Annotated in this window: 20 protein-coding genes and 1 tRNA gene; 18 read left to right on the top strand and 3 right to left on the bottom strand. The window is 46.1% G+C overall.

Annotation, left to right across the window (positions count from 1 at the left end; genetic code table 11):
* Positions 1–211 precede the first annotated feature (211 nt).
* The gene (locus NE619_RS01790; protein ID WP_256130636.1) at positions 212–8734 is read left to right on the top strand and encodes a Cna B-type domain-containing protein; all 8523 of its coding nucleotides are present in this window, start codon (positions 212–214) and stop codon (positions 8732–8734) included.
* A gap of 134 nt (positions 8735–8868) precedes the next feature.
* Here NE619_RS01790 and NE619_RS01785 read toward each other — a convergent pair whose 3' ends face one another.
* Positions 8869–9519 (bottom strand): M23 family metallopeptidase, encoded by a 651-nt coding sequence (locus tag NE619_RS01785; protein ID WP_256130635.1) that lies wholly within the window; start codon positions 9517–9519, stop codon positions 8869–8871.
* Between the two features lie 152 nt (positions 9520–9671).
* On the opposite strand from NE619_RS01785, the gene NE619_RS01780 reads away from it, so the two are divergent.
* Both NE619_RS01780 and NE619_RS01775 read left to right on the top strand, forming a co-directional pair.
* Entirely contained in the window at positions 9672–10910 is a 1239-nt protein-coding gene (locus NE619_RS01780) for a pyridoxal phosphate-dependent aminotransferase (RefSeq protein WP_256130634.1), read from the top strand.
* Positions 10911–11263: 353 nt separating this feature from the next.
* Positions 11264–11337: transfer RNA gene (locus NE619_RS01775), tRNA-Gly, on the top strand.
* Positions 11338–11461: 124 nt separating this feature from the next.
* On the opposite strand, the gene NE619_RS01770 is transcribed toward NE619_RS01775, so the two are convergent.
* On the bottom strand, positions 11462–12427 hold the full coding sequence (locus tag NE619_RS01770) for a DUF4352 domain-containing protein (RefSeq protein ID WP_256130633.1): 966 nt from the start codon (positions 12425–12427) through the stop codon (positions 11462–11464).
* A gap of 223 nt (positions 12428–12650) precedes the next feature.
* Between NE619_RS01770 and NE619_RS01765 the strand changes: the two genes are divergently transcribed.
* From NE619_RS01765 to NE619_RS01710, 12 genes are all read left to right on the top strand, one after another.
* Entirely contained in the window at positions 12651–13394 is a 744-nt protein-coding gene (locus tag NE619_RS01765; RefSeq protein WP_256130632.1) for a TraX family protein, read from the top strand.
* Positions 13395–13802: 408 nt separating this feature from the next.
* The gene (locus NE619_RS01760) at positions 13803–15158 is read left to right on the top strand and encodes an FAD-dependent oxidoreductase (protein WP_256130631.1); all 1356 of its coding nucleotides are present in this window, start codon (positions 13803–13805) and stop codon (positions 15156–15158) included.
* A complete protein-coding gene (locus tag NE619_RS01755; RefSeq protein ID WP_256130630.1) occupies positions 15155–16030 on the top strand; it encodes a tocopherol cyclase family protein in 876 nt (291 codons plus the stop codon). The genes NE619_RS01760 and NE619_RS01755 overlap by 4 nt, the downstream gene beginning before the upstream one ends.
* A gap of 68 nt (positions 16031–16098) precedes the next feature.
* Positions 16099–16662 (top strand): TetR/AcrR family transcriptional regulator, encoded by a 564-nt coding sequence (locus NE619_RS01750; RefSeq protein ID WP_256130629.1) that lies wholly within the window; start codon positions 16099–16101, stop codon positions 16660–16662.
* Positions 16663–16771: 109 nt separating this feature from the next.
* Positions 16772–18157 carry an MATE family efflux transporter gene (locus NE619_RS01745; protein ID WP_256130628.1) on the top strand — a complete coding sequence of 462 codons (1386 nt, stop codon included), beginning with the start codon at positions 16772–16774 and terminating at the stop codon, positions 18155–18157.
* Between the two features lie 27 nt (positions 18158–18184).
* On the top strand, positions 18185–18256 hold the full coding sequence (locus NE619_RS19275) for a DUF4160 domain-containing protein (protein ID WP_420314497.1): 72 nt from the start codon (positions 18185–18187) through the stop codon (positions 18254–18256).
* Between the two features lie 85 nt (positions 18257–18341).
* A complete protein-coding gene (locus NE619_RS01735) occupies positions 18342–18614 on the top strand; it encodes a hypothetical protein (RefSeq protein WP_256130626.1) in 273 nt (90 codons plus the stop codon).
* Positions 18607–18864 (top strand): DUF4160 domain-containing protein, encoded by a 258-nt coding sequence (locus NE619_RS01730; protein ID WP_256130625.1) that lies wholly within the window; start codon positions 18607–18609, stop codon positions 18862–18864. Before NE619_RS01735 ends, NE619_RS01730 begins: the two co-directional genes overlap by 8 nt.
* 201 nt (positions 18865–19065) lie before the next feature.
* On the top strand, positions 19066–19230 hold the full coding sequence (locus tag NE619_RS01725; protein WP_256130624.1) for a hypothetical protein: 165 nt from the start codon (positions 19066–19068) through the stop codon (positions 19228–19230).
* A 208-nt stretch (positions 19231–19438) separates the two neighbouring features.
* On the top strand, positions 19439–21442 hold the full coding sequence (locus tag NE619_RS01720) for a thioredoxin domain-containing protein (RefSeq protein ID WP_256130623.1): 2004 nt from the start codon (positions 19439–19441) through the stop codon (positions 21440–21442).
* 81 nt (positions 21443–21523) lie between these two features.
* Positions 21524–21760 carry a YdbC family protein gene (locus NE619_RS01715; RefSeq protein WP_256130622.1) on the top strand — a complete coding sequence of 79 codons (237 nt, stop codon included), beginning with the start codon at positions 21524–21526 and terminating at the stop codon, positions 21758–21760.
* A gap of 68 nt (positions 21761–21828) precedes the next feature.
* A complete protein-coding gene (locus tag NE619_RS01710; RefSeq protein ID WP_256130621.1) occupies positions 21829–21984 on the top strand; it encodes a hypothetical protein in 156 nt (51 codons plus the stop codon).
* A 36-nt stretch (positions 21985–22020) separates the two neighbouring features.
* Here NE619_RS01710 and NE619_RS01705 read toward each other — a convergent pair whose 3' ends face one another.
* Complete coding sequence (locus tag NE619_RS01705; RefSeq protein ID WP_305146542.1) at positions 22021–22218, bottom strand: DUF378 domain-containing protein; 198 nt, start codon at positions 22216–22218, stop codon at positions 22021–22023.
* 87 nt (positions 22219–22305) lie between these two features.
* Here NE619_RS01705 and NE619_RS01700 point away from each other — a divergent pair, with 87 nt between their 5' ends.
* The 3 genes from NE619_RS01700 to NE619_RS01690 are packed head-to-tail and all read left to right on the top strand — an operon-like array spanning position 22306 to position 25520.
* Positions 22306–23970: a nucleoside kinase gene (locus NE619_RS01700; protein WP_256130619.1), complete on the top strand. Its 1665-nt coding sequence runs from the start codon at positions 22306–22308 to the stop codon at positions 23968–23970.
* 30 nt (positions 23971–24000) lie between these two features.
* A complete protein-coding gene (locus NE619_RS01695; RefSeq protein ID WP_256130618.1) occupies positions 24001–24903 on the top strand; it encodes a PfkB family carbohydrate kinase in 903 nt (300 codons plus the stop codon).
* The gene (locus tag NE619_RS01690; RefSeq protein ID WP_256130617.1) at positions 24900–25520 is read left to right on the top strand and encodes a lactate utilization protein; all 621 of its coding nucleotides are present in this window, start codon (positions 24900–24902) and stop codon (positions 25518–25520) included. Before NE619_RS01695 ends, NE619_RS01690 begins: the two co-directional genes overlap by 4 nt.
* Positions 25521–25611 lie beyond the last annotated feature (91 nt).

Raw genomic sequence — 25611 nt, 5'->3', positions numbered from 1 at the left:
TATTTGTAGTTTAGGAACTGCCGTAAGTGTTTAAAAAAACTTACGGCAGTTTTATTTATAATAAAGGGAAAAAATTTTAAATAAAAAGTAACAATGTAACCTATATGTAACTTGATAAGATTATAATGTGACTAAATGGAATATTGCGAATATCACTTTAATTGCTCCGAGCCGGAGAGCGGACAATTAGTGGAATGCAGGAGGATGAAAAATGAAAGGTATACGCAAAAAAAGATGGCGCAGGATTGTTGCAATCATGACAGTTGTCGCGATGGCATTTATTCAGGCGACACCTGTGTCTGCAGCAGCGAGTAAAGCAGCTCAGGGCAGCGAAGTTCAGATTACGGATGCCAGCAAAAATGTGCAGACATTTGAAAACGGCGATCTGAAGATTGACAAATACATTCAGGGCACAGATACAGAAAATGTATTTAATATCACATTGGATGTGACGACAACAGAGAGGTTGGACGAGATACCTACTTCGGCGGATGCCGCGGTTGTACTTGTCATGGACGCATCCAACAGTATGAGCGACAACTATGTGTCACTGGGTAAGAGCCGGGCAGCCGCAGCCGCCTCTGCAGCAAAAAACTTTGTGGATGCTTTTGGTGACGTGGAGGGAACTCCTACCAGTAAAAGGCTTGTAAAGCTGGTGCAATTCGCCAGTAACGCAGAAGTAAAGAATGGCTGGAACTGGGAGAATGTCATAAGCGCCGAGGGAAAGAAGGCAAGCAAAGATGATATTGGAAGTATTACTTGGTTCAAAAATAACAATTTAAAGGGCGGTACCAACATAGAGGGTGGCCTCCAGCTGGCATATAATGTAATAAATGCGGCGAAAAAGGATGACACGTTAAAAGGCATTGAAAATGTCAACGTTATCCTATTGACAGATGGATGTCCCACCTATCATATAGCGGACAGCGCAGACCGCGATGCTACCAACGAGATAGCGGGAACCCGAGGGGGCGGTGACGTAGCTTCCTGGGAGGATCACAACTCGGTTACCAGAGCTGGAGGGATCGCTGAGAAGATAAAGAATTTAAAAGTAAACGACAGCCCGGTTTCCTTGTATTCCATAGCCTTTGCTATAGGGGATGCGGAATTCCAGAATGCAAACGGTAAGTATGAAGAAAAAAATGTTTACAGGTGGCTGAGTGGATTTTCCAGCAAAGCTTTTAAATCAACAGACACATCGGGTCTGATGGATAATTTCAAGACTATATTGGAGCTGATAAAACTGGGTGCAGAGGCATGGTATGTGACAGACCCCATGGCAGAAAACATTATCTATCAGGGAAAGAGCAGCCAGAGCGGAACCGATAAGAATAACGCCTTTACCTATAGCAATGGGACAAAAAAACTGCTATGGGATATTAAGAACAGTCCGAGAACAGAGAAAAAAGAGGGAAATAAGACTTATTATACCTACACGCTGACTTATCCGGTCGCATTGGATACGACCAAAGAAAATTTTGAGTTCAACAAAGCTGCTAATACAAATGGGAACACGGATTTAGCATACTTTATGTTCTCAAAGGCAAACGATGATGGAGTCGAGAGTGAATTAAAGTATCAGAGATTCCATGTTCCGGCGGTAAAAGGCCTGGCAGGAGCTTTCAGCTTTCAGAAAGTAAAAGAGGACGGCAAAACGCCTCTGGCAGGAGCGACCTTTACTCTCAGCGGTAAAGCGACAGGCAGTAAAAAAGATGTCGTGCTGACGGCAGAGTCAAAGGACGGAACGGTATCCTTTAATCGGATTCCGGCCGGGAACTATACGCTTCAAGAAACCAAGGTACCGGATGGATATCAAACTCCGGCAGAAGATCAGAAGCACAGTATCACGGTTTCATACGGCGAGGTGACGATAGATGGCAAACCGGCATCGGAGTTTAAATCCGTAGCCAATACGCCAAAACCAGTTGAGCTGAAAGTGAAGAAAACCATTAAGCTTGAAAAAAGCACAAGTAAGGATGAAATTCCGGAAAACCTTGCCTTTGTCTTTAATCTGTACAAAAATAGCGGAACAAAAGATAACCCGCAGGCAGAAGGAAATGCCTTACAGACACTGACGATTACCGCAAAAGAATTAAAAGAAACGGGTTTGACCTTTGAAAAAGCTTTTGGACAAAAAGTGGGAAGCGGTGAGTATGTCATCATAGAGAAGGCTTCCCAGGTGCCGGTAGGCTGGAAATATGATACAAAGAAGCTTGCTGTTACCGTAGCGGATGGAAAGGCGGCTTACAAAGACAGAACCAACGAGTTTAAAAATAAATTCTATGGCGTTACAGATGTGACTGCTACAAAGACTTGGAAATCCGCAGGTTTCCAAGACAAAACGGTTCCTGAATCGGTCCAGTTTGAGCTGTGGCAGAAAATTGGCGGACAGGAGAGCAAAGTTAATATTGAAAATAATCCTGCGACGCTGACACCTGTACAGGCGCAGGGTGGAACCAAGACATGGAACGAAACGACCGAAGTTAAGTGGGAAAACCTTCCTAAGTTTTTAATTGCGGAAGATGGAACCGCAGCACAGATTCAATATTTTGTAAAAGAAATTAAAATAGAAGACGATGATGCGGATAACTACGTTTCCAACGTGGATAAAAGCGGACTGAATGTTACCAACGAGTATAAAAAGACCGGACCGGTCCCGGAAATTTCCAAGGCACTTGAGAAAGCAGGAACGGACGCAGGAACAATTCCTAAAGAATTCTCCTTTGAGTTCAAGCTTTACAACAAGGATAACCAAGTAATCGGTTCTGCGGCAGTTACCGATGATACGCAGGTAAAAGACGGCGTTTACGGACCGGTTAAGTTTGTCGATTCAAACAAGAACCCGGTCAAACTGGACAAAGGCGAGTATACAATTAAAGAAACTCCCGTTTACGGCTGGAAAACAGCTGCCGACATTCCGGTTCGGGTAGATCAATATGGAGACATTACTTATAACGGTAAAACCAGTGTGACTGCTGCCAATACATGGCTTGGACTGAAAGATGTCGAGGCCCAAAAACAATGGGATGATAAAAATAATCAAGACAACGTAAGGCCGGGTGAAATAATCCTGGGACTTAAAAAGGGCGGGCAGCTTATAGATAAGAGCCAGCAGACGGTCACGGTCAATAAAAATGGGGATCCGGATACCGCAGTATGGGAGAATCTTCCTGTATATAATCCGGATAAAACAAAGATTAAGTATACGGTCGTTGAGTTCAATAAAGATGGGCAACAAGTGGCTCAAGGAGCTAACTACAATGACAACTATGTAGCTACTTATGATGGCCTGACGGTAACCAATACCCATCAGATATATCAAACAAAAGTGACTGTTAAAAAAGATTGGGTAAACGACGGGAATCAGGCGCCTGAGGGGGCCAGTGTCAAAGTACAGCTGTATGCTGTCATCGACAAAGTTGAAAACGAAGTTAAAGGAAAAGTTATTACGCTGTCCGCCGCCAACGAGTGGCAAGGAGAATTTACCGGTCTCGACAAAAACAAGAACGGCGAAGCGATTGCTTATACGGTAAAGGAAGTAGAGGCGCCGGCCGGTTATGATGCACATGTTGAAACGACAGCCAAGGACGGAGAATTTATCGTTAAGCTGACCAATGCGAAAAAGGCAGATAAAACAGCAGCTGAGGACTTTACCTTCGGAGCTGATAACGAGCTGACCTATACGATTAACTTTAACAATTATAAAAACGATAAGGCGGATATTGCCATTACAGACACAATTGACGCCAAGACTTCCTATGTGAAAGACAGCGCGTCGGTTACCATTTCCGGAGCAGCGCAGGCTGCCGAACCTACAGTAAGCGGCCAAAAGCTTTCCTGGGAGTTTAAGGATGTGGCATCAAAGGCTAGTGGAACCCTGACCTACAAAGTAAAGGTGAAGGAAGACGCAGTGGGGGATATTGTGAATGCGGCAGACGTTACGGTGGACAACGATCCTAAGGTCGATGTGAAGGCAAAGACTACGATTAACGATGTGGACCCGGAGAAGGACGTTACGGATGGAACTGTAAGCGTCAATGGGAAGGCTGTAAATATCGGATCAGAATTCTACTATACGGTTACTTACAGGAACAACACGGATAAAAAGGCAGACATCACGATAGAAGATAAGCTTCCGGATGGACTGACTTACGCCGATGAAGAAAGTGTAATCCTTGGTGGAGCGACGCTTGCGAAAAGCGGCTATGAGTTTGATTCTTCCGCAGGGCTTTTCGGCAAAGAGGGAAAAGATCTGCAATGGACAATCAAGGATGTGCCTTCCGGTAAATCAGGCATTGTAAAATTCAAGGTCAAAGTGACAAAAGACGCAAAGGACAAATTGGTCAACAAAGCCTTGGTCAATCATGTTTCTACAAATGAGGTGACCAATACGGTCGTTCCGGATACGGGCATCACGGTTCAGAAGGTTTGGAATGACAGTGAGAACCAGGACGGCGTGAGACCGGACAATGTTACTGTACAGCTGCAGAAAAAATCAGGAGTTTCCTGGAGTGATGCAGGCGATCCGCAAACGCTTAACAGCAGCAACCAGTGGACAAAGAACTGGGATGTACCGCTCTATGAAAAAGACGATTCAAAGACCCCGATCGAATACAGAGTCATTGAGACAAAGGTAGGCGGCGCAGCGGTGGGCGACAATAACCAGGCGGCCTGGACGGACGCAGAGAAAGGTAAAATCGTTTATCGGAGCAAGGTGGAAAGCAGTGCAGGACAAAACACAACGATCTTTACAGTGACAAACTCTTATGAGGCTAAAAAGACAGAGATCAAAGGAAAGAAAACCTGGGTCGGCGACAAAGGCTCGGCAGTGACTATGACCCTGCAGAAAAAAGTTGGAACCGGCAGCTGGACAAATGTGTCCGGACAAAACAATCAGCCGCTGACAGCTGTGGCATCAGAAACGAGCGGTTGGAAATACTCCTTTGGCGAGCAGCCTGTATATGAAAAGGGAACGAAGATCCAGTACAGAGTCGTAGAGACCGTACCGGAAGGATACTTCGCAGGCTATGAGGGCTACGATGTGACCAATGCGCAGAAACCTGAAAAAGAGGTGACTGCGGGAACGACAGAGGGCAAATTTGATTTCAGCAAAAATCCGGATAAAGTTCTTATTTATAAAATCAGCTTCCATAATCCGGACGGCGACAATACAAAAGTAACCATCGTCGATACCATTGACAGTCAGGTGAGCTATAAGGCGGGAACCGCAAAACTAACCCTGAACGGCACTGAGAGTCAAAAAGAGCCGTCAATCAACGGAAACAAGCTGACCTGGACAATTGATAACGTCGCAAAAGGCGCATCAGGAAATATCACTTATCAGGTTAACGTAAAAGATACGGCAGTAGGGGAAATCGAGAATGGCGCGGACGTTACCATCAATGACCATAAGGCAACCGTAACAACAAAGACCCCAATCATCCCGGTTATCCCTGAAAAAACGACAACCGCAGGAGACTTAAATGTGGGAGATGAGCTCACATATGAAATCACTTATAAGAACAATGCGGTGGATGAAAAGAATAAGCCGGCAGAGGCGGTAGTCACAATTACAGATATGCTGCCGAAGGGACTTTCTTACGTGGATGATTCCGCGACAACAGGCGGAAATATCGAGAAATTTGAAACAAAAAAATCAGGAGATGTTGTAAACCTGATCTGGACAACAAAGAAGCTTGCGCCGGGAACATCGGGAACGGTTTCCTTTAAAGCAACAGTAAACGCGGATGCGGTTGACTCCGTGACCAATCAGGTAGAGGTGAAAGATCCGGCCGGAACATACAAGGCTGAGCCAGTTACCAATCCGGTAGGCGATACGGTTTCCGTTTCCGTAGAAAAACAGTGGATGCCGAAGGCGCCTGCGGGAGCGAAAGTGACGGTGGATCTGTACCGCGCTGAAAAAGCAGGGGCAGAGCCAAAGCTGTATCAATCGAAAGAACTCAGTGAGGAAAACTGGTCCCATACCTTTACCGGCTTACCGAAGTTTGTCGTAAAAGGCGGTGAGCTGACCAACGATCAATATATCTATACGGTAAAAGAGCGCAGCGCTATAGATGGCTACATTTCAACGGTACAGAAAATTGATGATAACCAGTTTACGATTACCAATTCCAAGCCAGCGAAAACAGCGAAAGCGACTGCAAAGCCAGACCTGAGCGATAATGAGCGTTATGCAACCGTAGGCGAGAATCTGCCGTTTGAGATTTCTTACTACAATGCGGATAAAGACGCAAATATTACCGTGACGGATGAACTGCAGAAGGGACTGGAGTATACGGCCAATTCGGCGACAGTGACAATTAACGGAGCCGGTGCGGCATATACGGAAAAGATAGAGTCTCTTGCAAGCGGAGCGGTGAAAGTGACCTGGACGATTGAAAAGGCTGCCAAGGGCAATGTTAAGGTAAGCTTTGACGCAAAGGTTACGGAAGACGCAGGCCAGCAGATTAAGAATACCGGCGTTGTAATCGTCGGCGATGATCCTAATGTAAAGGCTGAGACAGAGCCGGTTATCGTTACGCCTCTGATTGATGTCAAAGGTACGAAGGTTTGGGCCGACGGTGATGATCAGTTTAAGACCCGGCCGGACAGCGTTGAAGTAACTCTCTTTGCCAATGGTAAAGCGACCGATCAAAAGATTACGGTAACCGCAGATAAGGATTGGGCATATGAGTTTAAGGACCTGCCGCTGTATGACGGAGCTACGAAGCTCAGCTATACGGTAAAAGAAACGAAGGTGGGTGATCAGGACGTAAAGACAGAAAATGGACAGGAAAAAGCGGACGGCTACGTTGTGACGTATAACGGGAATAACATTACCAACACGTTGGATGATTATGAAGCTTATTCCTGGGATGGAAGCATCAAGGTGACCAAAAAAGTTACTGCTGACGGCAATCCGCAGAAAGTAACGGATACCTTCTATGTGGCGCTCTTCAGCGATGAGGATTGCACGGTAAGGGCTAAGATGCCGGATCCGAGCGTAGAGGGACAGGGCGGAGATATCAATATCCCTGTTCAGAAAATCGAGATAAAGGGAAGCGATTCCGGAACTGCTGAATTCAAAGGCATCCCGGTAGGAACCGTGGATAACCCGGTTACGTACTATATTGCCGAGGTGGCGGATGAGAGCGGTCAGGCTTTGGCCAGTGATTACGAATACAAGGCATCCGTTCAGGTTGACGGAAAGTCGGGCAATATGACCGCGCTGACCGTTAAGAACCACGACAGCCAGGCGGAAGTGACCAACGCCTTTGACAATCAGACATCCGTAAACGGCATTAAGAACTGGGCAAACGATACTTTCGTAGCTGATATGTTCCGGCCGGACAGCATCACAGTAAAACTGCTGCAAAACGGGAACAACTATCAGGAAAAGACAGTAAGACCGGATGAGTCCGGAAACTGGGCATACAGTTTCGACAAACTGCCGAAATTCGATAAGGACGGAAATCTGTATCAATACACAATCGATGAGGCAGCGGTAGACGGATATGCGGTAACAGCCGAAGGCATGGATCTGACCAACACTTTGGAAGGATATCTGGCGGGGTCCGTAAGCATTACAAAGAAGGTAACCTTAAACGGAAATCCTTACAATGTGGCAGGCGTATTCTATGCAGGCGTATTTACGGATTCTGCGTGCGAAAACATTTTAACGATTAATATGGATGGCAGAGAAGTTCCTGCATTGGCGGCCCTTCCTGTAGACGGGACAGAGAGCCAGGCGGTTGTCATTGATGGATTGCCTTTGGGAGCAGGCGGAGAACCGGTTAAGTACTATATAGCCGAGACCGACAGCCAGGGCAACGCCATCACAGCCGGAAACGAGTTTACAATCAGCATTGATAATCCGGAGGTGACTGCCGACGCACGGGGAACAAAGGCCGTGACCATCACCAATGAGTATGCTGAAAAAGCGGCCCTGACGGGAACCAAGACCTGGAACGACGATAATAACGCCGGGAACAAGAGGCCGGATTCCATCAAGGTAACCTTGCTGCAGAACGGAAAGGTTTACAGAGATCCGATTACAGACAGCGCTCTTGTGAAGACCATTACAGCAAAAGATGACTGGACTTACAGCTTCGTAAATCTTCCTGGCACCGACAGCAACGGAAAGGCTTATGAATATTCGGTAATAGAAACGGGAGCCGAGGCCGATTATACGGCGGAAGTAAACGGTATGAACATTACCAACACCCTCAACGTGGAACAGTTCTATTATGAAGGAACCATTGATATTACCAAGAAAACCATGCTGAGAGATAAAGCCTATAACGTTGATGACGTGTACTACGCGGGTATTTTCACGGACAGCGATTATACAAAACTGCTGAAGGATGAGAACGGTGAAGACGTTATTTACGCGATTGCGCTGGATAACGAATCGGAAGCCACGATCAAAGTGCCTGTACCGGCGGGAGCGAAGGGAGAAGCCGTAACCTACTATGTAACAGAGGTAGACGAGTATGGAACTCCTGTGGATAAGGCCGGCGGCCAGCAGTATACCTGCGAGGTAAAAGGAGGAGTCTGCTCGGTTAAGGGTGGAGATACGGAAAATGTAACGTTTGTCAACACTTATCAAGTGAAGAAAGTGCCCCAGACGGGCGATGACTCTAACATTCTGTGGCTGATGCTTCTGATGACGCTTGCGGCAATCGCAATGGTTTACGCAGTGCTTAGAAGGAGAGCGGTACAGAAGAAAAGCTGATAAAAACGTAAACCCCAATTCGGCTTTGCATTAAAAAAAGAAATATGGGCGCTGCGCGGGCAGGCCCATATTTCTTTTACTGGAAAAACCATATACAAGAGAGGCGGCAGGTCTCCTTGTGTATGGTTTTTGTTTTACAGCCCTTTAATATATTCCGTCGGATCGACATACGCGCTGTCTCTGGTCATTTCCAGATGCAGGTGGGATTCTTCCAAGGTTTCGAATAACGCGGTTTCGCCTACGGCTCCGATCACTTCTCCCTGCTTTACCGCATCTCCCTCTTCTGCCAGGCCCTTTTCCGCAAGGTTGGAATAAATGGATACAATTCCGTTTCCGTGGGTTACCTCTATTGTCATGCCATAACGATCATCTTCGGCGACTCTGGTTACAGTGCCGTTTGCGATGGCTTTGACCTTTGTGCTCATAGCTGCTGCGATATCTATGCCCGGATGGGTCATATACTGATCCAGAGTCTTGGAATAAATGGGCATATCCATTGAATATTCCATTTGTATCTTTCCCTTTAAGGGTGCGATGTAATCGACAGATGCCTTTTCCTCAGTCTTCTTTTCCGAATTCTTGCTGTCCACCACCGGCGTCTGCGCTGCCGCCTGGGTGCCCTCCGTTTCCGTTTTCGTACTTTTGGAAATTTCCATATTCTTGTCTTCGGTATTCAATTTATCCAAATTGGATTTAACTGCAAATACTGAGGTAAGCGCTACGACACAGAAACACAGGACTAATGCCAGTGCTGCCCGATCTTTTTTCTTTTTCTTTTCTCGCATAAAGTTTCACCTCCAATATTCTTTATTATCGCCATAGATGAAAATTTTCATACTGTCAATTGCTTGTAATTAAATGGAGTTCGTATTATACTGTGAGAAGTATATTTTGAAAACAAATTTGAAATTATGATGAGATTATGAGGAGAGATTTAATGTCGGACTACATTCTAGCGAAACAGAACGGAAGAAAAATTCCTTTGGAGGATAAAATATTCGGTATCAGCAATCGTGCGAAAAAGATGATTGCTGAGGAGGGAAAGGATAAGGTCATCAATGCGACGATTGGGTCGCTGCTCGATGATGACGGAAATCTGGTGGTGCTGTCTTCTGTGGTGGAGGTAGTAAAAGAGCTGGAACCTGTTGATTTTGCTGATTATGCGCCTATCGGAGGAATCCCTCCGTTTCGTGAGGCGGTTAAAAAGGCGGCATTCGGAAGTTTTCAGCCCAAAAGATTTACGGAAGCGGTTTCCACGCCTGGCGGCACGGGTTCGATTCGAAATACGATTGCCAATTATTCTTCCCCCGGGGACAAAATTCTTACATCTGATTGGCACTGGGCCCCGTACAATACCATTGCCGGAGAAATGGGAAGAAGCATCGATACCTACCAGATGTTTGATGAAAATGGAAATTTTAATGCTGCTGCCTTTGCGAAAAAAGTTGATGAGCTGACTGCCGTACAGGGAAGTCTGGTGGTTATTCTCAACACTCCCGCGCACAATCCGACGGGCTACTCGCTGACAATGGAGGACTGGGAGCAGGTGATGCAGGCTGTCAAAACCGCGGCTCCAAAAGCGGAAAGTATCGTACTTTTGGTGGATGTGGCATATATAGATTTTGCGGGGGATGAGGAGGAATACAGAAAGTTTTTACCAAAGCTGGAGGATGTTCCCGAAAACGTTCTGCCGATCATAGCGTATAGTCTGTCCAAAACATACACGCTTTATGGCACCCGCTGCGGGGCTATGATCTGTATGGCGCAGACTCCGGAAATTGCTGCTGAGTTTAAACGCGTCTGTGAATTTTCCTCAAGAGGTTCGTGGTCCAACAGCGCGAAACTGGCTCAGGTGATTTTATCAAAAATTTATAAGGATCCTGCCTTGCTGAAAAGAGTCAATGAGGAGAGGGCCGGCTATCGGGAAATGCTGATTCGCAGAGGACGCGCCTTTGAAGAGGAAGCGAAAAAATGCGGCCTGAAAATCGTGCCGTTTGATGCCGGGTTCTTTGTGTCGATTCCATGCGATAATCCTGATGAAATCAGTAAAAAGCTGGAGGCGGATGGGCTGTTTATTGTACCGCTGGCAAAAGGTCTGCGCGTATCGGTAGCTTCCATTTCCGAAGCTTCCTGCCGAAAGCTGCCGGCTATGATTAAAGCTGCGATGGCAGAATAACATCAAAGGCCGGGCCAAATAGATAAGTATAGAGCAACGGATACAAAGAATGGAACGTTCGGTTTTTTGTATCCGTTTGTTAATTTTTTATAACGTAGGAAATATCGCCTTTGGCGATGTTGACGAAGTTTCAAAGAACGTACCTTGCAAAGCGTCGCCCCTTGCGGGCGACATGTGTGCATAGGAATCTTTGATTCCGTCATGCACACGCTTTTTACAGGGGTTCCATTTCCCGGCTGGAGACGGAGCATGAAAGGAAAATGGCCGCATATGAGAATGTTTTTCGAAAACCCTATTTACTATATGGAAGAAATTCGATATAATAAATAACAGTTGTTGGTCAGCATTAATATGCGGATGTGGTTCAATGGTAGAACTCCAGCTTCCCAAGCTGGCAACGGGGGTTCGATTCCCCTCATCCGCTCCATGTTGAAAACCCGCTAAAGCGCAGTAATTCAAGCGCTTGGCGGGTTTTTGTTTTTTGCTGTTTTTGAATGCTGCTGCCCGAAATGGCTATTTGGGCTATTAAGTGTTGCGCAACTTATGGTTTTTTATACGGCCATCCTGTCAAGGGAAAAGGTACCATCATATGTTTTTAATTTCAACACGCCATTTCCTACGGATTTTATGGTATAAATTTCACCGGTATCCAGTTCGAGCTGATCACCTCTTAGCCAATATTGCCCTTCGATCGACTTAGAGTCGTTATCCTCATAATATATACTGCAATAAAATTCTCCGTTTTTTAGAAAATCAAACTCAATACGGCTATTGCTCATCCAGTCACCGGCCCACATTCCCACAATTTTATTTCCCTCGGAAGTGGGTTCACAGTATCCGTGGCCATTGCTGTCTGTTTCGGATGAACTTTGTGATGGCGTTTCAGTCGTTGGCTGCGAACTCTCCTTTTTCGCTGCTTTAGCAACATCTGCGCTTTGCTGTAAATTAACGATTGCAGATTTTCCTCCGGATTTAAACTCGATAGACATATCGCTGGTATCATCGCCCAGTTCCTTGGGATAGCTAAAATGTAAAGCTCCCGTTTTAGTTGATAAAGGTTCAAGCGTTGCATTATTTAAATCTTCCTGATATCCCAGCAACAGCGTGGGGCTGTATTTATACTTTTGTTTGCAGATCAAAGTCACAAAAGTATCCTGATTTTCTTGCACAATCGGCGGCACAAAAATTCTTTTCTCGCTAAAATTATTTTTTATCGTTATGAAAGCGGCCAGAAACTGATCCGTATCCTCGTCAGGGGTATATGTCATAAATTGGTCTTCAGCGGAAGGAACCACAGCGGCACTTTCGATGGTAAATTCCCAATCGTTCAAGGAAACCACTTCGCCTATCTTATAAATTTTTTCTTTGGGTTTCGGATCTTTTTGGCTTTTCTCTTTTTCGTTTTCATTGCAGGATGAAAGGAGAGCGGCTGCTAATAAAAATATGGTGACAAGAACAATAACTTTCGGCAGACTATGGCAGTTAACGGTGTCGCGGTATTGGGGGCGCAATTTCATGATTAATCCTCCTAAAACTTGTAAACTGAGTCGAATAAGCCACACATCGCAGTTCGTTTCCGATAAAGATGGAGTTGTGCTTAATAACGGAATATTCTATCTAATTATATCATATTATCCTCACAAAAAATTAATATTTAGAACAGATAATTGTTAAGAAATATATGGTAGGATATAATCAATATAGAAAACAGATTTAAAAGACCGGAAAGGAACGTCAAATATGCAAAAAATAGGATTAAGCTCATTTCAGCTAAAATTTATCGCCCTGCTTTTTATGACCCTGGATAATACGGTGATCCTTTTGAACCAGGAGCCGTTTCCCTATTACCACATCTTTTCGCGATTCGTGGGCGCTCTGTTTGCCTATCTTCTGGTGCAGGGATTTTTCCATACCTCTGATCGGGCCAAGTATTTTATAAGGTTGGCTGCTGCCGGAATTATCATGTGGGCAGGAAATAAGCTGGTGGCATATTTGACGGGAAATGATGCTCCCATCGGCCACAGCATGTTCCTGACCCTTGCTGCTGGATTTGGCGCTATCTGGATTTTTCAATGGTCGCGGAAGAATGCCGAAACGATACAGAGTAAACTCATAGCCTTTACCGCTGCTGCGGTTGTCGCAGTGATTGCGATGATCTATACGGAAGGTGGGTTCTGCATAATTCCGGTTATCGTTGCCAGCTATTTTCTATACGGGAAAAAATGGTGGCTCAGCCTGGTCATCATTGTCATTTCAGCCATACTTGCCGTGACCAGCATTACCTATAGTTCATCGGGAGACATTCAATGGGATGTGTTCTTCGCCGTAAACTGCGATTGGGCAATGGTGACCGTTATTCCGTTTATTCTGCTGTACAACGGAAGGCGGGGGCCGAAAAACGGATTTGCCAAGTGGATGTTCTACGTATATTATCCGCTGCATATTTGGGTATTTACAATCGTGGGAACACTGCTGCAGCAATAAATCGCTGCAGCGTTCCTTCTTTCTATGAAAGGGATGTCGCATTAGTTGATAAAACCTGAACGCTGCCATTTGTTCGGATATGGGTCAAGAAGTACAGATCTGGGGAAGTTTGCCACATTCAGGATTTTTTATCCATTTTAAGCAGAAAAAACGTCTGTATGGATAAAAGTTGTGGCCAGGAGAGGTCTGTTTTAGACCATTTCCTGTTAAACAGCCCGATTTTAAAAAATGAAGCCCTCAGACCGTTGCAAAGTTATCCATATTATTCTTAAAAGAAGCAAATATGGATAACTTTTTATTATACGATATTCACCAATTGAGTCGGCTTCGCCGCAAGGTTGAATATGCGTGAAATTTACGGAGGATTTTTCCGACAAAATCGGTTCATACTAAGCCTGAGGTAGAATTATGAAAAACGGAAAATCCATTTGGCAGAAAACAATTGAACAGAAAAATTATCCTCAGCTTTCCAGTACCATAAAACGAGAGGCTGTCGTGGTCGGCGGAGGACTGGCGGGAATCCTGACCGCGTACTTTCTCCAAAGCCGGGGTGTGGACGTGGCAGTTTTGGAAGCGGACCGCGTTGGAAGTGGGCAAACCGCCAACACCACTGCTAAGATCACCAGTCAGCACGGTGCTGTTTACCACAGGCTGATTGCGTGGTTTGGCGAAGATGGGGCCGGGGAATACGCACTCCGCAATCAGAAAGCGATTGAGGACTACGCGCAGATTATCAGCAAAGAAAGAATCGATTGTGATTTTCAGAGGCTGCCGGCATATTTATACACGAAAAAACAGCGGCAGGTTTTGAAACAGGAAGAAGCGGCCGCCCGCTCTCTGGGAGTTCCCTGCAGATTTCACAATGAAACAGAACTTCCTTTCGAGATCGGCGGTGCATTGGAATTCGAAAATCAGGCGCAGTTCCATCCGCTCAAATTCCTTACGGCGCTGGGGGAGAAACTGGAGATTTACGAAAAAACGCCGGTACTGAAGGTAGAGGGCAAGCGAATTTTTACTCCCCGGGGAGGGGTCCTCGCGGGGACGATTGTTTTTGCGACGCATTATCCCTTTATTAACCGTCCCGGATACTATTTTATGCGTATGCATCAGGAGCGAAGCTATGCGGCGGCTCTGGAAAACGCTCAGCCCCTGAAGGGTATGTATTACGGTATTGATGCGGATTTTGGCTGGTCGTTTCGCTGTGCCCGGGAAAAACTGGTGATGGGCGGATGCAACCACAGGACCGGGATGATCCCGGGGGAAGATCCTTACAGGCAGTTGTCAAAGCAGGCCAAAATCCTCTGGCCCGAAAGCCGGATATCTGACTGCTGGTCGGCACAGGACTGTATGACTGCGGATCATATCCCTTATATCGGAAAGTTTTCGCACAAAACACCTGACTGGTATGTGGCGACTGGTTTCAACAAATGGGGTATGACGCATTCAATGGTCAGCGCCAGGCTTTTAACGGAAAAAATTCTCGACAGAAGCGCCGGCAAAAAGAGTATTTTCAGCCCGCGGAGATTCAAGTGGTCCAGGGGAACCGCCGCTATGCTTAAAGATGGGGCCATCAGCGGAAAGAATCTTTTTCTGGCCTGGGCGGGAGCTGCCCCTAAATGCCCACATCTGGGATGCCGGCTGAATTGGAATCCTTATGAGAAAAAATGGGAGTGTCAATGCCACGGTTCACGATTCGACGAGGACGGAGCATTGCTTGCCGGCCCGTCGCAGACCGACCTTCTGAGGAAGGGTGTGAAGAAATGAGTCACTTTCACGGGAATGGAAAACACAGCGCCTACTTTGAAGGCTGGTACTTTAAACAGACAGGTGAGGATGGAACCGCAGCGTTTATTCCGGCCTTTCACATTAACGCAGATGGGAGAAAGTGGGCCTCTTTGCAAGTCATAACGCAGCAGACGGTTTTCGATGTGGAATACTCCGCACAGGAATTCCATGCCGCCCAGAGCAGATTTCTGGTGGAATTGGGAATGTGCCGATTCTCCCGGGCGGGTTGCCGGCTGGAAATAAAATCGGGGGAGCATAAAGTAACGGGAATCCTGAATTTTGAAGAAATCAAGAAGCCCAAGTACGATATTATGGGTCCGTTCGCTTTAGTGCCGTTCATGGAATGCCGCCATAAAGTAATCAGCCTTCACCACCGTGTTGAGGGACAGCTTTTGATTGACGGAAAGAAATACCGGTTTCAGCAGGGCCTGGGATATATAGAGGGTGATCGTGGGAAGTCTTTTCCCAGGGGTTACTGCTGGACGCAATGCTACTTCACAGGCGGGAGCATCATGCTTTCCGTTGCGGAGATTCCCTTTGCCGGCCGCCGTTTTATAGGATGTGTGGGTTTTATTTATCTCAATGGAAAGGAGCACCGCCTGGCGACTTATCTGGGAGTCAAGCTGCATAAAGTAACGAAAGAGGAGATCCGGCTATCCCAGGGGAATATCCAGATGACGGTGCGTCTGATTGAAGAAGATTCGAAGCCTTTGAAGGCTCCCCGCCAGGGCAGTATGGACCGCATTATTCATGAAAGTCTTACCTGCACGGTCTTTTATGAAGTGCGGAAAAATGGGAAAACGCTTTTGGAGCTTTACAGTCAGAACGCTGGCTTTGAATGGGATATGTGATCAGGCTTGACAAAATACAAGGAAACGTATAATATTAAACATAAGTTCAATATTGAAAGGCGAAAACTATGCCCCAGGTTTTGAAGGATGAAATACGCACGAATATTTTGGATGCGGCTCAGAGAGATTTTTATGAAAAAGGCTTTTCAGGAGCTACAATGCGGAGCATCGCCGCCAAGGCAAAGATCCCGGCCGGTTTGATCTATTCCTATTACAAAAGCAAGGATGCTCTCTTTGAAGCAGTGCTTAGACCCGTCAGTTATGACTGGAAGCGTGTATTCACCGCAGGGGATCAGCGTCATGAAGGTGAGGGGTCCGACTGGCTCAGCCGGGAGGAGCGGGACTGCCTCATAAATCTGCTGCGTCACAGGCAGGCTTTTCTCATCATGATGGACAAAAGCGAAAATACCAGGTATGGAAACGAGAAGGAAAAACTGATCGGCCAGATTGAGGAGCATCTCAATTTGCATAGAGAGCAGATCGAAGATTATGATCCCGTGTACATACATATTATCGCCAGCAATTTTGTCGATGGCCTGCTGCAGATTATGTATCATTATAAAGGAGAGGAATGGGCGATGAAGCTGTTGAATAAACTGGCAACTGCATATTTACAAGGAATTGGCTTTTAAGTCGGTTCCTTTTTTTATTGAACAATATTGAACGATTGTTTATTATTGGGAACGGTGACTCTGAGCGCCGAGGCGGTAAAAGGACACCGGAAATTCAGGAGGTATCATTATGGCAGAAAATGAAACAAGGCTTTACATTCTTAAAGCGGAACCCGTACCCCGGGCTTTGCTAAAACTGGGCATACCGACAATGACAGGTATGTTGGTATCGGCGCTGTACAATGCCGTCGATGCTTATTTTGTCGGCGGTCTGGGCACGGCACAGATGGGAGCGGTTTCCGTTGTTTTTCCTATTGTGCAAATCATCATTGGGCTGGGAATGATGTTTGGTGCCGGAGCATCTTCCTATATCTCGCGGCTTCTCGGCAGCCAGGATTACGAACGGGCCAGTCGGACCGCTTCTGCTGCGCTGTTTTCTGGTTTGCTTGTAGGGGGAATAGCTATTTCCTGTATCCTGCTGTTTTTAAAACCTGTACTGGCTGCTCTGGGGGCGACGGCTACTATACTGCCCTATGCGAGAGTGTATGCCAGAATCTATGTGGCCGGGTCGATTCTTAACGTCTTTAACGTAACGATGAACAATCTGCTGACCGCCCAGGGCGCCGCTAAGTTTACAATGACTGTTATGATCAGCGGCAGCCTGTCCAATATCATTCTGGACCCGATTCTAATCTATGGGCTGGATTTAGGTATTGAAGGTGCCGCAATAGCGACAGTTCTTTCCCTGTGTATGAATGCGGCGTTATATATTGGTTATCTTTTGAAGGGAAAAGGTGTGCTGCGATTTTCATTCAGATATGTATCGACCGACGGGGAGATTTACGGGGAAATTCTTAAAATAGGCATACCGGTTTTGGCTTTTCAGCTTTTTACCAGCGCAGCTCTGGGGCTGACCAATATCGCCGCCAAAAGCTACGGAGACTATGCAGTGGCGGCCATGGGAGCGGTTACGCGGGTGATGACGATTGGTATCTATATCGTGTTCGGGTTTATGAAAGGTTTTCAGCCTTTTGCGGGATTCAACTATGGCGCCAGGCAGTACAAAAGGCTAAAGAGGGCGACGCGTCTTTGCCTGCTGGGCTCAACCTGTTTTTGTGTGTTTATGGCGGCTGTCTGCATTTTTTTTGCGACGCCGATCATCAAGCTTTTTGGCAGCAATCCGGATATGATCAGCCTGGGCGCACGGGCGCTCCAAATCAGTGCGGCTCTTTTTACTGCTTTTGGGTTTCAGATGGTATACGCTTCCCTGTACCTTTCCGCAGGCAAGAGCTTGCCGGGAAGTATTTTAAGCCTTGGAAGACAAGGCATCTTTTTCATCCCGCTGATTACTGCGCTGCCTGCTTTTATGGGAATTACCGGACTGATTTTGGCCCAGCCGCTGGCGGACCTCTGCTCTTCTGCAGTCACATGCGTCTTTGCGGCACAAATGGACAAGCGGCTGGGTATTCCGACAAAAGCTGAGAATGAGTCGAAGGAGGGACCATATGCAGGATGAAAAAATCCGACCGGAAGTCTTTCGCCTTTGGGAAATTGCTTTTTCTTTTGGTCCAACGAAAATAGAGAACCGCCGCATATTCATGTGTGCACATATTGAAAATAGAATGAGTCACTGAAATAAATTTGTGCTATAATATATACAATTAAAGTATGGTTGATTTTGGAGATTTGGAGGCATCATTATGATAAATTATTATAGTACGATTGATGAAGTAGTGCTTACTTTTTCTAATATAAAGCGAAATGAACAGGGATTCGAGACTATTATAGCCAGGTTTGAACGGGCCAATAATAATGGCTTTGATTATGCCGAATGGAAACTGCCTTGCATATCAAACATTAAGGGTTTTGGGTTTTCGGAAGATGAAATATTAGAACAGGAAAGGTATTTACGCAACAATTCCATCTTGATTTGGGAAATTGCGAGGGAAAAGGAGTTGAGTTCAATTGCCTAAAGCATTACTTGACTTTCTGGGATATTGCTTTTTCTTTTGGTCCAACGAAAATGAAGAACCGCCGCATATTCATGTATGCAAAGGGAAGCCATCCAAGAATAGCACAAAGTTTTGGATACGCGATGATGAAATTGTACTGGAACATAATAATGCAAATATACCAGCTAAAGATTTAAAGAAAATTCAAATGTATATCAGTTTGAATAAGAAAGATATTATATATGAATGGTTTAGACATTTTAACCAGTAACATATAAGCGGTTTTTCGTGGATTAATCAGGGCAAGCAAAGATATAATTTTTATAATCACTAATTTGAAATCTGTAGAGAAATCCATATGAATAGCAGCCAAACGATACAAAGGATTGAGGCGGGACTTTTATGCCGGGACTTTTATATCCTGCATTTCAAAAGTTTTATAGCGCATTAAGTAGTTTAGAAAGGTTTGAAGATGGTGGATTGTGATTTAAATGAAAAAGAATACGTTTTTGATGGCACAAGATTAGCGGATATGAATTATATCGTTAATAAATTCCATAATGGTATTAAAAATAGCCTGGATTATGGAAAATTAAATTTAGCACCCATTATAGCTGCGTTTAAAACACAAAAATAAGGAATCATTGATTTACTCTTTTAGATAGAACAAACTGGCTCTTCTGTGGTTCAGAAGAATGCCAGAACGGATTCTATAAATATCAATGATGTACAGGGTATAACAACATCAATTGTTTGGGAAGATAAAATAGAAAGATATTTAAGATAAAGAAAAAAGGGTATTTGTAAAAGACAGATACTCTTTTATATTACAAGGAAGTGATGAAATGAACAATCAGAAAACCGTACCCAATAGATTAGCAAACGAAAAATCTCCGTACCTGCTGCAGCATGCAAATAACCCGGTAAACTGGTATCCATGGAGCGAAGAAGCCTTTGACAAAGCGCAGGAGGAAGACAAGCCGGTCTTTCTCAGCATCGGATATTCAACCTGCCACTGGTGCCATGTGATGGCCCGGGAATCCTTTGAAGATGAAGAGGTGGCACAGCTCCTGAACAGAGATTTCGTTTCCATAAAAGTAGACCGGGAGGAACGGCCGGATATTGATTCCGTCTATATGTCGGTCTGCCAGGCCCTCACCGGTTCCGGGGGCTGGCCGCTGACCATCGTTATGACGCCGGGAAAAGAACCGTTTTTCGCAGGGACCTATTTCCCCAAAAGAGGAAGGAGCGGGGGAGTCGGCATGATAGAGCTGCTGGAGTTTATCCACGAGGCATGGCGGAAGGATAAGAAAAAGCTGATAGCGGAAGGGCAGAAAATAACATCCTTTATAAAAGAAAATATGGAAACAGACAGCAAAGGCGCGGTCAGTGAAGACACTCTGATTGAGCAGGCAAAGCACTACTTCCGAAAGACCTTCGATGAAAAATGGGGAGGCTTTGGTCCAATGCCCAAATTTCCGTCGCCCCATAATCTGCTGTTTCTAATGGAGCAGCGGGATGAACATAGTCTGCGTATGGCAGAAAAAACGCTGGTTCAGATGTACCGGGGCGGTCTGTTCGATCACATCGGCGGCGGATTTTGCCGCTACTCCACGGATGAACGCTGGCTGGCGCCCCACTTTGAGAAGATGCTTTATGACAACGCCCTGCTGATGCTGGCATATGCCCAGGGATACGCTGAGACGGGAAACGAGCTTTATGGGAAAGTGGCGGAGAAAACAGCGGCGTACACAAAGCAGGAGCTGACTGCTGAGGAGGGCGCTTTCTACTGTGGTCAGGATGCGGACAGCGACGGAGTTGAAGGGAAGTATTACGTTTTTTCGCCCGGCGAAATCATGGACGTACTGGGAGAGGAAGAGGGAAAGGAATTTTGCGCACGGTTTGATATTACTGCCAGTGGAAACTTTGAGGGCAAAAGCATTCCCAACAGGCTTAAAGATCCGCAGTATGAAGCAATACCGCAGGAAGGACAGCTGGCAAAACTGCGCCAATACCGAAAAGAAAGAACGAACCTTCACAGAGATGATAAGGTGCTGACTGGCTGGAACGGCTTGATGATCGCTGCGCTGTGCAGGACCGCCAGATTGCTCCGCCGTCCCGAATACTTGGAGAGAGCGGAGCGGGCCGCAGACTTTATATGGAACAATCTGCAGCAGAACGGATACCTCAATGCGAGATGGAGACAGGGACATGCCGCCCATGCGGGAACGCTGGAGGATTATGCTTTCTTCGCCTGGGGACTGCTGGAATGTTATCGCAGCACCTTTTGCGCCGATTATCTGAAACGTGCGATTCGAATCGGAGAGCGGATGCTGGAACAATTTTTTGATGGGGAACATGGGGGATGTTTCCTTTACGGGAAGGATAGCGAGCAGTTGTTTATCCGCCCTAAGGAGACTTACGATGGGGCTATGCCGTCGGGAAATTCCGTAGCAGCGCTTGTGATGGACAGGCTGGCATTTTATACGGGCGAAGACAGGTGGCTTTGCGCGAAGGAAAAGCAGCGGGAATTTATGAAAGGCAGAGCCGGAGAACGCCCGGCGGCACATAGTTTTTTCCTCTGGCAGCTTTCGCGGGAAAAGGACGATGCGCAGCTGATATGCGTTTCTGAGGGAGAATTGACTGCGACGCAATTCAATGATTTTGATACGGAAGTCATAGTAAAGACAAAAGCTAATCAGCAGACTATGGAAGAGATCGCGCCCTTCCTCAGAGAATATCCTATACCCAAGGAGGGTGCAGTCTATTACCTTTGCAGAGGACAGCGCTGCGAAAGCCCGGTAAAGAGCTTTAGTGAACTGGAAGAAAAATACAAAAAAGGAGATTGACATAAAATGTAAAATATTATATAATATGGATGCGGGCAAAAGGGGGCCTGTATCCATTTTGGGAAAGGAGAGATACATAAAATGCATGACAATGACAGAAGTGAGATCGTCTTTGAGATCAAAGAACGAATCGGTGTGATCAAGCCGTATCCGACCGGCTGGAACAGGGAATTGAATCTGGTGTCGTGGAACGGGAATCCGGCTAAATATGATATCCGAGACTGGGACCCGGATCACGAACATATGTCCAGGGGAATCACACTGCATCCCAGTGAGATGCGTAAAATTCTTTTGCTGCTCAAAGAGCGTGACGTTTGACGGAAAAGCACACAACCGGGAAGATTGCATATAGTGATAGAAAAAGACTTTTTAGGAGGTATTTCCATATGAGATGTTATAACAGAAACGAAGAAGGCATTGAGCCTGCTCTGCTGTTTTTCTTTTTGATCCTTGTGCTGATCTTCTGCAAGCCGGGAATCGTTGGATGCGGGCAGGAATGCTGCGAGAACGAATCGGTTTGCGAACCGGCCTGCGACTGCTGACAGCTTGTCTCACGCAAACAAAAATTCCGTCTGAGTTCAGACGGAATTTTTGCTTTTGTCAAAGAAGAATGAAATGGCATAAAGTCCGGAAAGCCCGACTACAGCGAAAATGATTTTGCTGATGAAGAGCAGGCTGTCTCCAAAGATAGCGGTGACCAGATTAAAGTTAAAAAAGCCAATCAGCCCCCAATTCAGTGCGCCAATGATAATCAGTGCAAGAACTAATTTTTTCAAAGTACTCACCCCTTTCAACAGGTATTTTGCCCATTTTTACATAAAATATGATATACTAATCAGTAATCGTTTTAAGGAGGAAGTCACGTGAAAATTAAATTGAAAAAAGGCCCCAAAGAGCCGGAACGTGAAATCGAAATAACAAGTCCCATCACTATAGAAGAATTACTCAATATCCATGGCCGGGATCTGCCTTATACGATTCTTGCGGCCAAAGTGGATAATAAGATAGAAGAACTGACCATGAAAATAGAAAAGGACTGCCATATCGAGTTTTTGGATATGCGTACGCAGGCGGCGAATCTGATCTATCAGTACAGTCTGTGCCTGATCTATCTGAAAGCGATCGAGGATGTTCTTGGGAAGGTGCCGGTAGAGATACAGAATTCCCTGAACAAAGGACTTTATACGGAGATCAAAACGGCCCGGGCAGTGACCGAGCCGCAAGTCCGTGCCATTGAAAAACGGATGCGAAAATTGATAAAAGAGGATAAGCCTATCGTAAAGGAAGTGGTTTCCTGGGATAAGGCAATCGAAATTCTTTCGGAAAAAGGATATAACGAAAAAATTGAAATCCTGAAAAATCATCCGGAGATTAAGAACCCTGTGTTTTACTGTCTGGACGGCTATAAAAATTTTTTTTACGGGGACATGGTTCCGTCTACGGGATATATCCAGTTTTTTGAATTGAGAAAGTATCGGCGGGGCGTTATTCTCAGATTTCCATACCCATCTGATCCCGGCAGGATTCCCCAGTATGTGGATGAGAAAAAGCTATGTGCCGCTTTCGGGGAAGCGAAAAAGTGGCACCGGCTCTTGAGGGTGTCCTATTTGGCCGATCTCAACGAAAAGGTGAGGGACGGTGAATATAAGGAGCTGATGCTGCTTTCGGAAGCGCTGCATGAAAAGAAGGTAGCGGAAATCGCCGATAAGATAACCAAAGGCAAAAAGCGCATCGTGCTTATCGCAGGACCGTCGTCCTCCGGAAAGACTACCTTCGCAAGACGGCTGTGCATACAGCTTAAAGTCAATGGTCTGGACCCTCTCTATATGGGAACGGACGACTATTTTGTCGAGCGGAAGGATACGCCTCTGGACGAAGAGGGAGAACCGAATTATGAAGACCTTTCTGCCATTGATATTGAGCTTTTCAACAGCAATATGAACGGACTTCTCAGCGGAAAGAACGTAGACCTGCCCACCTTTGATTTTATTCAGGGAACCAAAGTATACGGAAAACGAATTACATCGATCAGGCCGCATCAGCCGATCGTTATAGAGGGAATTCATGCTCTCAATAAAGAGCTGACCAAGTATATCCAGGAAGAAGAAAAATTTCGGATTTATATCAGTCCGTTTACCCAGCTGAACATCGACAGTCACAATCGGATACCGACAACGGATGCCAGAATCCTCAGGCGTATGGTGAGAGACCATCTTTACAGGGGACATTCGGCTAAAATGACCATTGCGGATTGGCCCAAGGTGCGTAAGGGGGAGGATAAGAATATATTTCCATTCAGCAGGGAAGCGGATGTGCTGTTCAATTCGGCTCTGACTTATGAGCTGGCCGTACTGAAAAAGTACGCGCAGCCGCTGCTGGAAGAGATCGATCGCTCTGAGCCGGAATACAGCGATGCCCGCAGGCTGCTCAAGTTTTTGACTTTCTTTGAAGTCATAGAAGATGAGTCGATCATTCCCAACAATTCGATTTTGCGGGAATTCGTCGGCGGAAGCATATTTGCAGAATAGTTTATAGAAGAGAATAAGGAGAAACTTAGAATGAGTGAGATTACAGTGATTGGCGGAATTAAAGGAAAAATTGTTGCAAATGCGGGAGAGCAGATGATGGCCGAGCAGGAAAATGCAGGTGTCATTTCCGCGACATACACGGGAACAGCACGAAATATCGCAGAAAATTTGGGACGTCTGGGCGCTGATACGGCCATAGTAGCCATGGCTGGGGCTGATTTTGTGGGAAAAGGCGCGAAGTCGCAGCTGGAGGAGCTGGGAGTCGATACCTCGCAGCTGCATCTGATCGAGGGGGAGAACACGGCTATGAATATCGCGATTCTCAATATCGTAGGTGATTTGGAATTCGGCGTGGGTAATGTGGATGTGTACGACCGCCTGGGTACGGAGCAAATCGATGAAGCGCTTTCGATGATCAACGGATCGAAGATGGTCTGCGCGGACGGCACTTTATCTGAAGAGGTTTTAAAATACTTGACGGAAAAGACTGAGGTGCCTCTCTTTTTTGACCCCCATTCAGAAGAGGACGCGAAAAAGGCCAGGGACTTTTTGGGCGCGTTCCATACGATCAAACCCAACCGCGGTGAAGCATCCGCCATCTGCGGCATGGACATTTTCAGCGAGGAGCAGCTGATGGAAGCCGGAAAATGGTTTGCCGATCAGGGTGTAAAACGAATCTTTATCACCATGAGCGGAGGCGGCGTCTATTATAAGGAAGGTATGAAGGAAGGAATTCTGCGTCCGGAGCAGGTGCTGCCCTTTGCCAATGAAGAGGGCGCGGGAGATGCTTTTTCCGCTGCCATTCTCGACGGAACGGTAAAAGGGATGGATATAGAAGCCATCGCCGCATACGGAATGAAAGCGGCAGCGATTGCTTTAGAGTGCAAATGCCCGGTAAATCCGCAGATGAGCGAGGGGAGGATAAATGAATGAATGAACATGTGAAAACAGCCAATCAAAAACGGATTGAGGCGATCATTAAGAATCTGGAAGCCAGGAACATGAGCGGCTACTATTGTGAGAATGCTGAGGAGGCCAAGGCAAAGATTTTGTCTATGATCGATGAGGATGATCTGGTATCCTGGGGCGGCTCCGCTTCGCTGGACGAACTGGGAATTAAGAAAGAACTGAAAAATGTGCTGGACGGAACTGCGCCTTCTCCTGAGGAAGCTTTGGAAAACCGCAGGAAAGCATTTATGGCCGATGTTTATCTGACGGGGACCAATGCCATTACCATGGACGGTAAGCTGGTCAATATTGATAAGACTGGCAACCGGGTGGCTGCCATGTGCTTCGGACCTAAAAAAGTAATTGTCATAGCAGGGGTCAATAAGATCGTCGAGGATGAGGACGCAGCAGTAGGGCGGATTCGGACCGAGGCCTGCGTACCAAATGCGATCAGGCTGGGGCTCATGACGCCATGCGCGGTAACGGGAAAGTGTGCCGAATGTCTGGGTCAGTCGATGTGCTGTTATACAATGACTACTAGAGCCAGTGCGGTCAAGGATCGGATACATATCATACTGGTTAATGAGAATTTGGGATACTAAGATATCATCGTGATTAAGAGAATGAACGCCTGCATTGAAGACGGCCCTTTTAGGAGCTGGCTTTCTGCGGAGCGTTCTTTTTTTGAAAGGA

Origin of the sequence: Anaerovorax odorimutans (assembly GCF_024459955.1) — a bacterium.
Lineage (GTDB): Bacteria > Bacillota > Clostridia > Peptostreptococcales > Anaerovoracaceae > Hominibacterium > Hominibacterium odorimutans_A.
This window is presented reverse-complemented; position numbering and strand designations above follow the sequence as displayed.

What these genes read in the sequence shown, in the direction of transcription:
- NE619_RS01720 (WP_256130623.1), top strand. Translation starts at nt 19,439, where the DNA reads ATGAACAATCAGAAAACCGTACCCAATAGATTAGCAAACGAAAAATCT.
- NE619_RS01710 (WP_256130621.1), top strand. Translation starts at nt 21,829, where the DNA reads ATGAGATGTTATAACAGAAACGAAGAAGGCATTGAGCCTGCTCTGCTG.
- NE619_RS01750 (WP_256130629.1), top strand. Translation starts at nt 16,099, where the DNA reads ATGCCCCAGGTTTTGAAGGATGAAATACGCACGAATATTTTGGATGCG.
- NE619_RS01745 (WP_256130628.1), top strand. Translation starts at nt 16,772, where the DNA reads ATGGCAGAAAATGAAACAAGGCTTTACATTCTTAAAGCGGAACCCGTA.
- NE619_RS01790 (WP_256130636.1), top strand. Translation starts at nt 212, where the DNA reads ATGAAAGGTATACGCAAAAAAAGATGGCGCAGGATTGTTGCAATCATG.
- NE619_RS01760 (WP_256130631.1), top strand. Translation starts at nt 13,803, where the DNA reads ATGAAAAACGGAAAATCCATTTGGCAGAAAACAATTGAACAGAAAAAT.
- NE619_RS01780 (WP_256130634.1), top strand. Translation starts at nt 9,672, where the DNA reads ATGTCGGACTACATTCTAGCGAAACAGAACGGAAGAAAAATTCCTTTG.
- NE619_RS01725 (WP_256130624.1), top strand. Translation starts at nt 19,066, where the DNA reads ATGGTGGATTGTGATTTAAATGAAAAAGAATACGTTTTTGATGGCACA.
- NE619_RS01690 (WP_256130617.1), top strand. Translation starts at nt 24,900, where the DNA reads ATGAATGAACATGTGAAAACAGCCAATCAAAAACGGATTGAGGCGATC.
- NE619_RS01770 (WP_256130633.1), bottom strand. Translation starts at nt 12,427, where the DNA reads ATGAAATTGCGCCCCCAATACCGCGACACCGTTAACTGCCATAGTCTG.
- NE619_RS01715 (WP_256130622.1), top strand. Translation starts at nt 21,524, where the DNA reads ATGCATGACAATGACAGAAGTGAGATCGTCTTTGAGATCAAAGAACGA.
- NE619_RS01695 (WP_256130618.1), top strand. Translation starts at nt 24,001, where the DNA reads ATGAGTGAGATTACAGTGATTGGCGGAATTAAAGGAAAAATTGTTGCA.
- NE619_RS01765 (WP_256130632.1), top strand. Translation starts at nt 12,651, where the DNA reads ATGCAAAAAATAGGATTAAGCTCATTTCAGCTAAAATTTATCGCCCTG.
- NE619_RS01785 (WP_256130635.1), bottom strand. Translation starts at nt 9,519, where the DNA reads ATGCGAGAAAAGAAAAAGAAAAAAGATCGGGCAGCACTGGCATTAGTC.
- NE619_RS01755 (WP_256130630.1), top strand. Translation starts at nt 15,155, where the DNA reads ATGAGTCACTTTCACGGGAATGGAAAACACAGCGCCTACTTTGAAGGC.
- NE619_RS01735 (WP_256130626.1), top strand. Translation starts at nt 18,342, where the DNA reads ATGATAAATTATTATAGTACGATTGATGAAGTAGTGCTTACTTTTTCT.